This is a genomic window from Clostridioides sp. ES-S-0005-03, from assembly GCF_020658455.1.
Classification (GTDB): domain Bacteria; phylum Bacillota; class Clostridia; order Peptostreptococcales; family Peptostreptococcaceae; genus Clostridioides.
In genome coordinates, this window is record NZ_JACVWI010000001.1 from 219289 (window position 1) to 233291 (window position 14003).

Consider the following 14003-nt stretch of genomic DNA (forward strand, 5'->3'; position numbering starts at 1 on the left):
GGGGGTAGATATTATGATTATAAAGCTTAACTCAAGTTATCATAGTAGAGTTATGAAATATTTAAAAAAAGAACCTGAGTACAATTTATTTATAATAGGGGATATTGAAAGATATGGATATGGAAATAACTTTTTAAATTTATGGGCAGATATAGGTTTAAATGGTGAAATCAGAGCAGTACTACTTAAATATTTTGAATTTATGATGTTTTATTCAGATGGAGAGTATGATGTTGAAGGCTTTTATGAATTGCTTTGTGACACTGATTACGAAGAAATTTCTGGAAAAATAAGTGCTGTAGATGCTTTAGCAAAGCGATTAGGACTTAATAATCTAAAAATAGTTGATTTTTGTAAGCTTCGAACTAAAAAATTTTTAATTGACAATCATTGTAATGAAAAGGTCAAGAGAATTAGACTTGGAAATCTAAAGAAAACAGTTAGGCTTTATGATTTGATAGATGAATTCCACAGTACAACTTTAGATAGTTTAAAAAATGGTTTAAGAACAGGTAGAGGATATTGTATAGAGATTAACAAAGAAGTAGTATCAATGGCAAAGAGTACATCAGAAAACAGGACTCATGCAATGATAATTGGAGTAGGTACACATCCTAAATATAGAGCTAGAGGGCTTGCTACAAAATGTTTAATTAAACTATGTTCAGAACTTTTAAGAGAGAATAAAATGCCTTGTTTGTTTTATGATAATGAAGAAGCTGGAAAGATATATAAAAAATTAGGATTTGAAAACATTGGAAAATGGGGGATTTATTCAAAATAAAAAAATTAAAATTAATCTTGACAAAATTAGTAGGGTATAATAAAATTATGTTGAAAGTAATTCCTACTAAAACAGTATGAATTAGATTTCTATATAGAGGTGATAATGTATGAAGTTGTCTACTAAAGGTAGATATGGACTAAAGGCAATGTTTGAATTAGCACTAAATCAAGATAATGGACCAGTGTCATTAAAATTTATTGCTAAAAAGCAAAAAATATCGGACCAGTACTTAGAACAAATATTTTCATCTTTAAAAAAATCGGGTCTAGTAAAAAGTGTAAGAGGTGCTCAAGGAGGATATTTGCTTTCAAAGAATGCTGAAGACATAACAGTAGGAGATATACTTGTAGTATTGGAAGGTCCAGTTGCATTATCTGACTGTGTACTAGATGAAGATGTCTGTGAAAACTCAAACATGTGTGTAACAAAAATAGTTTGGGAAAAGATGAAAAAGGGTATAGAAGATGTTATAGATTCAATTACTCTTAAAGATATGATAAATGACTATAACAAAAATAAATTAGAAAATGATATAACAAATATAACTAAAAAATAGATTTGGAGATGAATGTAATGGAAAAAAGAAGATTGTATATGGATTATTCTGCAACAACACCTGTTAAAAAAGAAGTATTAGATGCAATGATGCCATACCTAACAGATTATTTTGGCAATGCATCTAGTTTTCACACATTCGGAAGAGAAGCAAAAGATGCTTTAGATAAAGCGAGAGAACAAGTAGCAGCCCTTATAAATGCTGAACCTAGTGAAATATATTTTACAGCAGGTGGTTCAGAAAGTGATAACTGGACATTAGAGGGTGTAGCTTATGCTAATAAAAATAAAGGTAATCATATAATAACTTCAAAAATAGAACACCATGCAATACTTCATACATGTGAATACTTAGAAAAACATCATGGATTTGAAATAACTTATTTAGATGTTGATAGCGAAGGAAAAATTGATTTAAAACAATTAGAAGATTCAATAAAAGATACTACTATACTAATAAGTATAATGTTTGCAAATAATGAAATAGGAACTATACAACCTATTAAAGAAATATCTGAAATAGCTAAAAAACACAGTATATTATTCCATACTGATGCAGTACAAGCTTCAGGTAATATTCCAGTAGATGTTAAAGAATTAGAAATAGATTTAATGAGTATGTCTTCACATAAAATATATGGACCAAAAGGTGTTGGAGCTTTATACATAAGAAAAGGTGTAAGACTTCATAACTTTGTCCATGGTGGAGCACAAGAAAAAAGCAAAAGAGCAGGTACAGAAAATATACCTGCAATAGTTGGATATGGAAAAGCAGCAGAATTAGCTAAAGCAAATATGCAAAACCATGTTGAGACTTTAACTCGTCTTAGAAATAAGTTAATAGATGGTGTTTTAGAAAGAATACCTTATACGAGAATAAATGGTAGTTTAGAAAATAGATTACCAGGAAATGCAAACTTTGCATTCCAATTTATAGAAGGTGAAGGAATACTTTTACTATTAGATATGTTAGGAATTGCTGGTTCAAGTGGTTCTGCATGTACTTCTGGTTCATTAGACCCTTCACATGTATTACTTGCAATAGGTTTACCACATGAAATAGCACATGGTTCATTGAGACTTACAGTTGGAGATTTTACAACGGATGATGATATAGATTATATATTAGAAAATTTACCAAAAGTTATAGAAAGACTTAGAAGTATGTCACCACTTTACGATGATGCAAAGAAACAAGGTTTAGTAAAATAGACAAAATAGATAAGACATAAAAAATAGGCATAAATTAATGTAGGAGGAAAAAATAATGCAATATAGTGATAAAGTTATGGAACATTTTATGAACCCAAGAAATATGGGAGAAATTGAAGGTGCAAGTGGTGTAGGTGAAGTTGGAAATCCTACATGTGGAGATATAATGAAGATATTTTTAGACATAGAAGGAGACATAATAAAAGATGTTAAGTTTAAAACATTTGGCTGTGGTTCAGCTATAGCAAGTTCTTCTATGGCAACTGAAATGATAAAAGGAAAGACTATAAAAGATGCATTAGACCTTACAAATAAAGCTGTTGCTGAAGCTTTGGATGGTTTACCACCAGTAAAAATGCACTGTTCAGTTTTAGCAGAACAAGCTGTAAAAGCAGCACTTATAGACTATGCTAAAAAGAATAATATCCATATACCAGAATTAGATGGATATGTTATAGATGATGCTCATGACCATGATATTGAGGAAGAAGAATAAAATAAGGAATAATTTTCCAAAAAAAGTTTAAAATCATTTTAAAAAAGTGTATAATGGTATGGTAAGATGAAAAATAGCCGTTTTAAAGAAAACGGCTATTTTTTATTGTTAAAACTACCATTCTAGCCCGTTTTGGAAATTAATCAAATAATAAAAAAATATACACATCCATAATATTTAAACATTAAAAAATATAAAAAATCTCAGCAAATCAATCGTTTACGAGGATTTCATATAAAAATATATTTTCAGAAATTTTTACTTAAAAATGCTATTTTCTTTAAAAAGGCACATTTCAACTAAATACAATATTAGGGGGAACAGTTATGAAAATACCAAAGAGGATAGCAGCAATACTTACTATATCATTAGTAATTAGCAGTGCAACAGCAGGCATATCAAGTGCTCAAACAAACAGTGATACACTTAAAGGTTCAGGTAGATGGGAAACTACCATACAAATAAGTAAAAAAGGATGGGATACATCTAAAAATGTAATATTAGTTAATGATAATACTATAGTAGACGCATTGACTGCAACTCCTTTTGCTGGTTCTAAGAATGCACCAATTCTTTTGACACAAAACAATAAACTAGATGATAGAACTAAAGCAGAAATAATAAGGTTAAAAGCAGAAAAAGTATATTTAATAGGTGGGACAAAAACTTTAGGTTTAGAGGTAGAGACACAATTAAAATCATTAAAAATTGATACAGAAAGAATCTCAGGAAATGATAGGTATCAAACTTCTTTAGAAATAGCTAAAAAATTAGATGAGTCTCTTGGAAGAAAAACAAGTAGTAATATTTCAGAGATAGTTGTAGTTAATGGAGAAAAAGGTCTTGCTGACGCAGTAAGTGTAGGAGCTGCGGCTGCTCAAAATAAAATGCCAATAATTCTTTCTAGTCCAGAAGATGGAATAAAACAATCAAATCAATTTATAAAAGATAAAGGTATAAAAACATCTTATGTAATAGGAGGAGTGCAGTCGATTTCAGAAGCTACAAAAAGCACTTTACCTAGTCCTAAAAGATTATCAGGAAAAGATAGAAATGAAACTAATGCGGCTGTTATAAGTGGATTATATGGTTCAAAAGAGTTGAAAAATGCATATATAACAAAAGATGGTATGAATAAACAAGGAGATCTTATAGATTCATTAGCAGTAGGTTCATTGGCAGCAAAAAATAATTCACCAGTAGTTTTAGTTGGAAATAAATTAAATAAAGAACAAGAAAAAGTATTAAATACTAAAAGCTTAAAAACAGTTACACAGGTTGGTGGTTCAGGCAATGAGAATGCTTTCTTTGAGATAAAAAAATCACAATCTACAACAACATATGAAGTTAAAAATATAGAAGAGTTAAAAATAGCTTTAGATAAAGCTGATGCAAATGATGTTATAAATATTAAGCCATCAGGAACTATGTCAAATGATTTATCATTGAGTACTAATAATTCAATTTCTGTAAATTTAAATGGTACATATACAGGTACGATAGTAGTAACTGCTCCAAATGCAGATATAGTAAATAAAGGTACAATAAATAAAGTTTTGGTTAAGGATAGTAAAGGTGGAACAATAATAAATGAAAGTGGAGCAAAAATAGAAAAAGTAGAAATACAAAATAATTCTAGCAATGTTGTAGTTAAAAACAACGGAAAAATAACAAACATAAAAAATGATGCTACAGGAACAAATATAAAAAATGAAGGAACAATAACTGACAAAGTAGAAGGTTCTCAGACTCCAAGTGTAGATGGCACTAAACCAGGTGGAAGTTCATCTGGAGGCTCTTCATCAAGTGGAGGAAGTTCAAGTGGTGGTTCATCTGTAAAAGATAAATTGATAACATCAATAACAGCACTTGATAATTCAATAAAAGTACAAAATGTAGAAAATGGAACGGAATTAAGTAAGTTAAACTTACCAAAAGAGTTATCAGCAACTGTGTCTGGAGTGGCCAATACAAAAGTAGGTGTAACTTGGAAAAGTACACCAGAATATGCTAGCCAAGTAGCAGGAAAGTATATATTTAGTGCAAGTCTATCAAGTGGATATAAGCTATCAGAAGGAGTATCACTTCCAACTATTACAGTAACGGTAGCTGAACCTGCTAAAGTGGAGACAATAAAGATTACTGATACTGATACATTAGAAGAAGCACTTGCTTTACAAGAAGATGGTCAAGTGTGGGAAATAAGTGGAAAAATAGATGTTAAAAAGCCAGTTGTTATAGATAAAAAAATAGTTATAAATGGTAGTAATAATGCTGAATTGAAAAAAGCTGTAGAATTTACTGATACTAAACCAGGGTACGAAAATATAGTAACAATAGACAGAAAAGATGGTGTAAAAATAAACAATCTAGAAGTAACAGGTTTAGATTCAGACAAATTAAATAAATCAGGAATGCATGTTTATTTATCACAAAATGTTGAATTAAACAATGTAACTTTAAATAATAATAAAGGGGCAGGTTTAATAGTAAATGGTTCATCAGTAATAGCTTCAAATCTTGTAACAAGTGGAAACGGATGGTATGGAGTTAATGTAGAATATGTAAAAGATGATGGAATTGTAAATGAAACTAATGCAAGTCTAGATTTAATAGGTGATTGTAAGATAAGTGAATATACTCCAATAAAAACTGACAACTATGATAAAGATAAAGTGATTATTAATGGATATGGAGATTGTACATTATCACAAGATTCAAAAACTGCTACTTGGGGTAAAGCTTCTATAACTATAAATGAAAATAATGATATAGCTAATATAACGGAAGAAAATAAAATAGATGAGGATGAAAATGGCAGTATACCTAAGTTTGAAAGTGTAGATGATAGAACGCCTGTAAAGATTACACTAAATAAAGGCAAAAATGATTATAATAATGTAAGAGTTCAAATAAGTCCAGAAGAAGGTTCAGCAGACTTAGATGGAATACAACTAATTGCTAAGGATAGCAATGGGAACTGGTTTAACATAGTAAAAACAGGATGGGGACCAATGGAAGGTTTTCCATTGCAAGGTGCAACAACAAAAGTTTATCTAGTTGGAAATAAAGAAGGTACTTATAAGGTGAAAATAGAACTAGTTGATGTTAGTAATTCTAATAATATAATAACAGAAACAACAGCGTCAGTAGTGGTAGTTAATAAATAAAAAATTACCCTTAAATCTTTTAAAATTACCTAATAATATTATTTTTTTTAGAAAATAGAGCAAGCTATATTTTAAATAAATACAATGCTTGCTCTATATGGTATAATAATAAGTAATGCAAAAGATGAGGTGAAATTTGTTTATGAATAAAAAAGTAATGATAGGTATGAGTGGAGGAGTAGATAGTTCTGTAGCTGCATATCTTTTAAAACAGCAAGGATACGACGTCATTGGTGTTACTATGAAATTATGGCAAGACGATGACGAAGTTGAAAATGAAGGTGGTTGTTGCTCTTTATCAGCAGTTGAAGATGCTAGAAGAGTAGCAAATAAAATAGGAATACCATTTTATGTTCTTAATTTTAGAGAAGTATTTAAAGAAAAAGTAATAGATTATTTTATAGATGAATATTTAGAAGGAAAAACTCCTAATCCTTGTATAGCTTGTAATAAACATATAAAATTTGACGATTTTTATAAAAGAGCTAGACAAATAGGATGTGATTATGTGGCTACAGGTCACTATGCAAAAATAGAAAAAGATGAAGATACAGGAAGATATTTATTAAAAAAATCTGTTACAGATAAAAAAGACCAGACTTATGCACTTTATAATCTTACACAAGAACAATTAAAACATACACTACTACCAATAGGTGATTATGAAAAGGATAGAGTAAGAGAAATTGCTAAAGAAATGGGAATGGCAGTCCATAATAAACCCGATAGTCAAGAAATTTGTTTTGTTAAAGATAATGACTATGCAAATTATGTAAAAAAACATTCTGAAAAGCGTATTGAAGAAGGTTTTTTTGTAGATACTAAAGGAAATGTACTTGGAAAACATAAAGGGATACTATACTATACAATAGGACAAAGAAAAGGTCTTGGAATTACTTTTGGCAAACCAATGTTTGTAGTAGATATAAATCCAATAAATAATACTATTGTCCTTGGAGACAACGAAGAATTATTTAAAAAAGAACTTATTGCAAAAGATGTTAACTTTATATCAATAGACAAACTAGAAGAGCCATTAAGAGTTCAAGCAAAAATAAGATACTCTGCAAAACCATCACCAGCTACTATTTATAATGTTGGAGAAAATACTATTAAAATAGTATTTGATGAAGCTCAAAGAGCTATTACAAAAGGTCAATCTGTTGTAATGTACGATGGAGATATTGTAGTAGGCGGAGGAATAATAGAGAAAAGTTTATAAAAATATCTAAGAAACTTATAAAATAAGTAATATAGTCTATAAATCTAAAACAAAGTTTATAAAATAAATTTATTGTATATGAAAATATAGTATTGATTAATTTTGTAAAATTTAGTAATATAATTATTATATTAATTAAAAACAAATACAGTGATAAGGAATAGTAAAGTATTTGATGTCTTACAGAGAGAGGGAACATGCTGAAAGCCCTTAGAATAAAATATTTGAAGCAGCCTTTTAGTAGCAATTTTGAACAATGTACTTTGAATTAACAAGGTAGATTTAAGTAGAGATTGACGGTAGTTACGTTATAGCTAAGGTTTTCCGAAGATATCATAATTTTTTATGATAATTAGGGTGGTACCGCGATTGTCCTCGCCCCTATAAATTTATTTATAGGGACGAGGTTTTTTATTTAAACGAAAAAATATAATTTATTAGGAGGAACATAATATGGAAAAGATGGGACTAAACGAGATAAGAAGTAAGTTTTTAGAATTTTTTGAGTCAAAAGGTCACTATGTAGCAGATAGCTATTCTTTAGTACCAAACAATGACAAGAGTTTATTGCTTATAAACTCAGGTATGGCACCTTTAAAAAATTATTTTTCAGGTGTAGAAGTACCTCCAAGTTTAAGAATGTGTACATCTCAAAAATGTATAAGAACTGGAGATATAGAAAATGTAGGTATAACTGCAAGACATGCCACTTTTTTTGAAATGATGGGTAACTTCTCATTTGGAGATTACTTTAAAAGAGAATCAATTAAATGGGGATGGGAATTTGTCACAGAATGGCTAAGTATCCCAGAAGATAAAATATGGGTAACTGTATATGAAGAAGATGACGATTCTTATGATATATGGGCAAAAGAAATGAATTTTCCAGAAGAAAGAATGGTTAGACTTGGTAAAGATGATAACTTCTGGGAGATAGGTACAGGTCCTTGTGGTCCTTGTTCAGAAATATATTTTGATAGAGGAGAAGAATATGGATGTGATAATCCAGACTGTAAACCAGGCTGTGATTGTGACAGATACCTAGAATTCTGGAACCATGTATTTACTCAGTTTGATAGAGATGAAGAAGGAAACTACAGTTTATTAGAAAGTAAAAATATAGATACAGGTATGGGCCTTGAAAGAATGGGATGTATCATGCAAGGTGTGGACACTATCTTTGAAGTAGATACTATTAAGTCTATATTGGAAGCTGTTGAAAAGTTAACAGGAGTAAAATATGGAGTAAATCCAAAAAATGATATATCAATAAGAATAATAACTGACCATATAAGAGCTGTGACATTCTTAGTTAGTGATGGAGTACTTCCATCAAATGAGGGAAGAGGCTATGTTCTTAGAAGACTTCTTAGACGTGCTGCTCGTCATGGTAAACTATTAGGTGTAAAAGAATTATTCTTACAAAAACTGATAGATGAAGTTATAAAGGTAAATGATAAAGCATATCCAGTTTTAGTTGAAAAAGAAAGTTATATTAAAAAAGTTGTTGGAATAGAAGAAGAAAAATTCAATGAAACTATAGACCAAGGAACAGAAATATTGAACTCATATATAGAAGCATTAAAGAATGAAGGAAAAACTGTTTTAAGTGGTCAAGAAGCCTTTAAACTGTATGATACTTATGGATTCCCTATAGACTTAACTAAAGAAATTTTGGAAGAAGAACATTTATCTGTAGATGAAGAGTCTTTCAATGAAGAAATGGAAAAACAAAAAGAAAGAGCTAGAAATGCTAGAGGAAATATGGATGGAGAAAGTTGGAAGGAAGACCCTCTATCAAAATTAGAGTCTACTATAGATAGTATGTTTAATGGATATAGTGAATTATATGGTGAAGGAATTATTGAAGCTATAGTTAAAGAGGATGAATTAGTTCAAAATGCAAAAGAAGGTGATAAAGTATCTATAGTACTAAACAATACTACTTTCTATCCTGAAGGTGGAGGACAAGTTGGTGATTGTGGATTAATAACCAACGAAAATTTAGTAGTGGAAGTATTAAATACTAAAAAAGGTGCTAATAATAGTATAAAACATATAGGTATAATAAAATCAGGAAAAATAAGTAATGGAGATAAAGTAAAGACATTAGTAGATAGAGATGTTAGAATGTCTGCTGCAAGAAACCATAGTGCTACACATTTACTTCATAAAGCACTAAAAGAAGTATTAGGAGAGCATGTTAATCAAGCTGGTTCTTTAGTTACTCCAGATAGATTAAGATTTGATATTACTCACTTTGAAGCTATATCAAATGAAGAATTAAAAGTTATAGAAGAAAAAGTAAATAATGTTATTTTATCATCTTTAGACATAAAATGTGATATTATGAATATAAAAGAGGCAAAAGAAAAAGGAGCTACAGCACTATTTGGTGAAAAATATGGTGATGAAGTAAGAGTAGTTTCTATGGGAGATTATTCTACAGAACTTTGTGGAGGAACTCACTTGACAAATACTTCTCAGATAGGAATGTTTAAAATATTGTCTGAAGGTGGAGTAGCAGCAGGAGTAAGAAGAATAGAAGCAATAACAGGAAAAGCTGTTTATGAATACTTAAAAGAAAAAGAAGGAATTATATCTGAAGTTTGTGTAAATTTAAAATCTAAAGAAGATAATTTAATTCAAAGAATAAGTTCTTTATTAGAAGAAAATAAAAATTTATCTAAAGAATTACATGATATAAAGACTAAAATGAGTTTACAATCAGCTGATTCTATTTTTGATTCTAAGCTTGAAGTAAATGGAGTTAACTTAATAACTAATAAATTTGAAGGTATGGATATGGATACACTAAGAGAAACAGCAGATAATTTAAGAGATAAGCTTGGCTCTGGTGTAGTAGTATTGGCAAATGTAGTAGATGATAAAGTTAACTTTGTAGTTACTGCTACTAAAGATGTGTTAGATAAAGGAATACATTCAGGGAATATAGTTAGAGAAGTTGCAAAAATAGCTGGAGGAAAAGGTGGAGGAAGACCTAATATGGCACAAGCAGGAGCTAGTGACATATCTAAGGTTGACCAAGCTCTAAGCTATGCAAGTGAGGTTATTAAGACACAAGTTAAATAACATTCACTTAAGGAGGTTTTTAGTTTGGAAAAAGATTTAGACTACACTATGAAATTTGAAGGAATACCAGAAGATAGAATGAGTGTGGGAGATACGATAGATTTTGTATATAAAGCACTAGTTGAAAAAGGATATAACCCTATAAATCAAATTATAGGGTATCTCCTTTCTGGCGATTCTAGTTATATAACTAGTCATAAAAATGCAAGAGCTATAATTAAAAAATTTGAAAGAGATGAGATACTTGAAGAAGTAATCACGCACTATCTGAATAGAAAGTAGGTCAAATAAATGAGAAAAAAGATTATGTCATTGTTGGCAGTAGTTATTATGATTTTTGTATCAACTGCTAGCTACAGTTCTGCTGAAGAAAAGGGCAAAGTCATATTTATTGATATGAATAGGACCAATCTTGGAAGTATGTTGAAGGTTCCAATCTTAAAGAGTGAGCTAGAAAAGAGAGGTCATATAGCTCTTATGAATATAAGAGGGGATCAAGGTACTGATGATAGAAGGTCTTATGCTAGTATGGGTGCAGGAGTAAGAGCTGATGTAACTACTGAAGACTATATCAATTTTCAAAAAGTAGACCAAGATACTGCTAAAACTTTTGAAGTTGCAACAGGTCAAAAAGCTAAAGAGATAAATAATTTAAGTATTAATAGGTCAATAAATGAAAATCTAGAGTATGGAGAATATGGAGCAACCTTAGGTTCATTGGGAAAAACTTTATCAGAAAATGGACTAAAAACATCCGTAATTGGAAATGCTGATATAATTGAAAATAACCAATTGGTTAAAAATAGAAATTTATGTTTAGTTGCTATGGATCAATATGGAAGAATTGATTCTGGGAATATTGATGATATTAACAAAAAAGATTCTAAGATGCCGTTTGGAATAGTTACAGACTACGATAAGTTATTAGATGAAACTAAAAAGTCTTATAAAAATAGTGATGCTATATTTGTAGAACTTGGAGATACATATAGATTAGATATGTATAGATTGAATTTAAATGATAATACTTATGCTGCAATGAAGAAAAATATTGTAAAAAATATAGATAAATACCTTAAAGAAGTATTTTCTATGGTTGGAGAAAATGATACTGTTTATGTATCAAGTGCTTTTCCAAGTGATTTAGATTATAAAAATAAGAGAAGACTTTCTCCAATAATAAAATTTAGTGGAGAAGGAAAGGGTCTATTGGAATCTGCTACAACAAGAAAAGCTGGTATTGTTGCAAACTTAGATGTTGGAGTGGACATATTAAATGAGTTTGGTCTTAAAAATGATGAAATGGTGGGTAGAAGTTATACTTTGGTTGACAAAGAAGATAATGCTAGTTACCTAAAATCACTTTATAAAAAGATAGTATCTATATCATCTATAAGGTCAAGTATCATAAATGGATTTGTAGGTGTAATATCTGCCTCTTGGGTGATTGCAATGTTTGCAATATTCTTTAGAAATTACATGCCACATAAAGAGCGTGTATTCAAAGTACTTAAGGAGTTTATAAAATTGGGTATAATAATGCCTCTGTCATTTATGTTGGCTCCTTTGATGAATTTTAAGACCCCAATTACAATATCTTTGGGAATCTTTGTAACTACACTAGTGTTATACTTATTAGGTCGAAAGTTATTTAAAGACAATGATATAAAACATATGGGATTTTTTGCAACACTGACTATTTTAATAATAGTCATAGATTCTGTATTTGGAACATACTTAATGCAAAATAATATAATGAGTTATGATGCTGTTATTGGTGCCAGATACTATGGTGTAGGAAATGAGTATGAAGGTGTAACCATAGCAAGTGCAGTATTTGGTTTAGCAGTTTTATTACATTACAAGAAGGTTTCTAAGCCACTTGTTGTAATATTTTCATTAATAATACTTATAACTAGCGCATATCCTTCTATGGGGGCAAATGTTGGTGGAGCAATATCAGAATGTGTAGCATATTTGTTGTTTATAATGCTTATATATGATGTTAAACTAGACATTAAAAAAGTTGCACTATTAGCTATTTCAGCTGTGGTTGTTGTTTGTGCATTTGCAGCTCTAGATATAATCTCAGGTAGTGAATCTCACTTAGGAATGTTTGTACAAAGAATTTTCTTAAATGGACCAGGAGAGATATTGCAGACATTTGGAAGAAAAATTCAAATGAATATGCAATTAGCACAGACAAGTGTATGGGTAAATATTTTACTTGTGGGAATTGCTGTGATTGCAGTACTTATATTTAAACCATCTAGACACTTTAGAAAGATAATGAATAATTTTCCAATTTTGTTTAAAGGATTCATTGCATCTATGGTTGGTTGTATAATTACTCTTTTAGTTAATGACTCTGGTATAGTTGCTGCATCTACAGCATCTATATATATACTTATACCACTTATAATAATAAGCATAAACATGATAATATTTGAAAAAAATAATTAAAAATTTTTTAATGTATATATGCTTTGAATAAAAAGTTGCAATATGATTATTAATGTAAACCAAACAGCTTACATCAAAAATTCATATTGCAATTTTTGTAATTAATGAAATGTATATGTTTTATAAAATAAGGTAAATAAAAGGAGAAAATATGTTAGATGGAAGAATAATGGGTCTTGATGTTGGAGATAAAACTATTGGAGTTGCTGTAAGTGATTTAATGGGATTAACTGCACAAGGGATAAAAACGGTAAGAAGAGTTGGCAAGAAGAAGGATATTGAAGAATTAAAAGCTATAATAAAAGAAAAACAAGTAAATAAAATTGTGTCAGGATTACCAAAAAATATGAATGGTACTTTAGGACCACAAGGAGAAAAGGTAATTAAGTTTTGTGAATTATTAAAAGAAGAAACAGGAATTGATGTAGAGTTTTGGGATGAGAGACTTTCTACAGTAGCAGCAGAGAGATCTTTGTTAGAAGCGGATGTTAGTAGACAAAAAAGAAAAAAGGTTATAGATATGTTGGCAGCAGTAATAATTTTACAAGGATATTTAGATTTTAAAATAAATTCATAAAAGAACTATAAAATTGAATACTTATGATATATAATATAAATAATAAAAATAAAAATAAATTTGAGGTGAATGACATTATGGAAGAAAATATAATAAATTTAATTGATGAAAATGGTGTAGAAAGCCAATTTGAAATAATATTAACATTAGAAGCAGAAGGAAAAGAATATGCAATATTAATGCCTTTAGATGATGAAGAGGCTGAAGAAGCTTTAATATTTAGAATTGATGAAGATGAAGAAGGAGAAATACTAATACCTTTAGAAAGTGATGAAGAGTATGAAACTGTTGTAGCTGTATATACTGCTATAATGGAAGAAGAAGGTTTAAATTACGACGAAGATGAATCAAATGGACTTAACTAGGTAAATAATTAAGTTTGTATATAAAAAATCAGGTATTTTACTGTATTTACTTTAATTAAGAAT

At 29.6% G+C, this 14003-nt stretch carries 11 protein-coding genes and 1 other annotated feature; all 11 genes read left to right on the plus strand.

The features are described from left to right. The first annotated feature begins 13 nt into the window (after positions 1-13). The 11 genes from IC218_RS01045 to IC218_RS01095 all read left to right on the plus strand — a co-directional run bounded on the left by IC218_RS01045 (position 14) and on the right by IC218_RS01095 (position 13940). Entirely contained in the window at positions 14-784 is a 771-nt protein-coding gene (locus IC218_RS01045) for a GNAT family N-acetyltransferase (protein WP_227823653.1), read from the plus strand. A gap of 109 nt (positions 785-893) precedes the next feature. Continuing rightward, positions 894-1343, plus strand: a complete 450-nt coding sequence (locus IC218_RS01050; protein ID WP_227434188.1) for an RrF2 family transcriptional regulator — start codon at positions 894-896, stop codon at positions 1341-1343. A gap of 17 nt (positions 1344-1360) precedes the next feature. After that, the gene (gene nifS, locus IC218_RS01055; RefSeq protein ID WP_227434189.1) at positions 1361-2554 is read left to right on the plus strand and encodes a cysteine desulfurase NifS; all 1194 of its coding nucleotides are present in this window, start codon (positions 1361-1363) and stop codon (positions 2552-2554) included. A gap of 55 nt (positions 2555-2609) precedes the next feature. After that, positions 2610-3050, plus strand: a complete 441-nt coding sequence (gene nifU, locus IC218_RS01060) for a Fe-S cluster assembly scaffold protein NifU (protein WP_227434190.1) — start codon at positions 2610-2612, stop codon at positions 3048-3050. Between the two features lie 326 nt (positions 3051-3376). Next, positions 3377-6220 (plus strand): cell wall-binding repeat-containing protein, encoded by a 2844-nt coding sequence (locus IC218_RS01065; protein ID WP_227823654.1) that lies wholly within the window; start codon positions 3377-3379, stop codon positions 6218-6220. Positions 6221-6362: 142 nt separating this feature from the next. Continuing rightward, a complete protein-coding gene (gene mnmA / locus IC218_RS01070) occupies positions 6363-7442 on the plus strand; it encodes a tRNA 2-thiouridine(34) synthase MnmA (protein WP_227482242.1) in 1080 nt (359 codons plus the stop codon). A 141-nt stretch (positions 7443-7583) separates the two neighbouring features. Continuing rightward, positions 7584-7828 (plus strand) — a binding site (T-box leader). Between the two features lie 67 nt (positions 7829-7895). After that, a complete protein-coding gene (gene alaS, locus IC218_RS01075) occupies positions 7896-10535 on the plus strand; it encodes an alanine--tRNA ligase (RefSeq protein WP_227823655.1) in 2640 nt (879 codons plus the stop codon). Between the two features lie 24 nt (positions 10536-10559). Continuing rightward, positions 10560-10817 (plus strand): IreB family regulatory phosphoprotein, encoded by a 258-nt coding sequence (locus IC218_RS01080; RefSeq protein WP_003419418.1) that lies wholly within the window; start codon positions 10560-10562, stop codon positions 10815-10817. A 9-nt stretch (positions 10818-10826) separates the two neighbouring features. Further along, entirely contained in the window at positions 10827-12998 is a 2172-nt protein-coding gene (locus tag IC218_RS01085; protein WP_227482243.1) for a hypothetical protein, read from the plus strand. A 151-nt stretch (positions 12999-13149) separates the two neighbouring features. Continuing rightward, positions 13150-13575: a Holliday junction resolvase RuvX gene (gene ruvX / locus IC218_RS01090; RefSeq protein ID WP_227434195.1), complete on the plus strand. Its 426-nt coding sequence runs from the start codon at positions 13150-13152 to the stop codon at positions 13573-13575. Positions 13576-13652: 77 nt separating this feature from the next. Continuing rightward, on the plus strand, positions 13653-13940 hold the full coding sequence (locus tag IC218_RS01095) for a DUF1292 domain-containing protein (protein ID WP_009889069.1): 288 nt from the start codon (positions 13653-13655) through the stop codon (positions 13938-13940). The last annotated feature ends 63 nt before the right edge of the window (positions 13941-14003 follow it).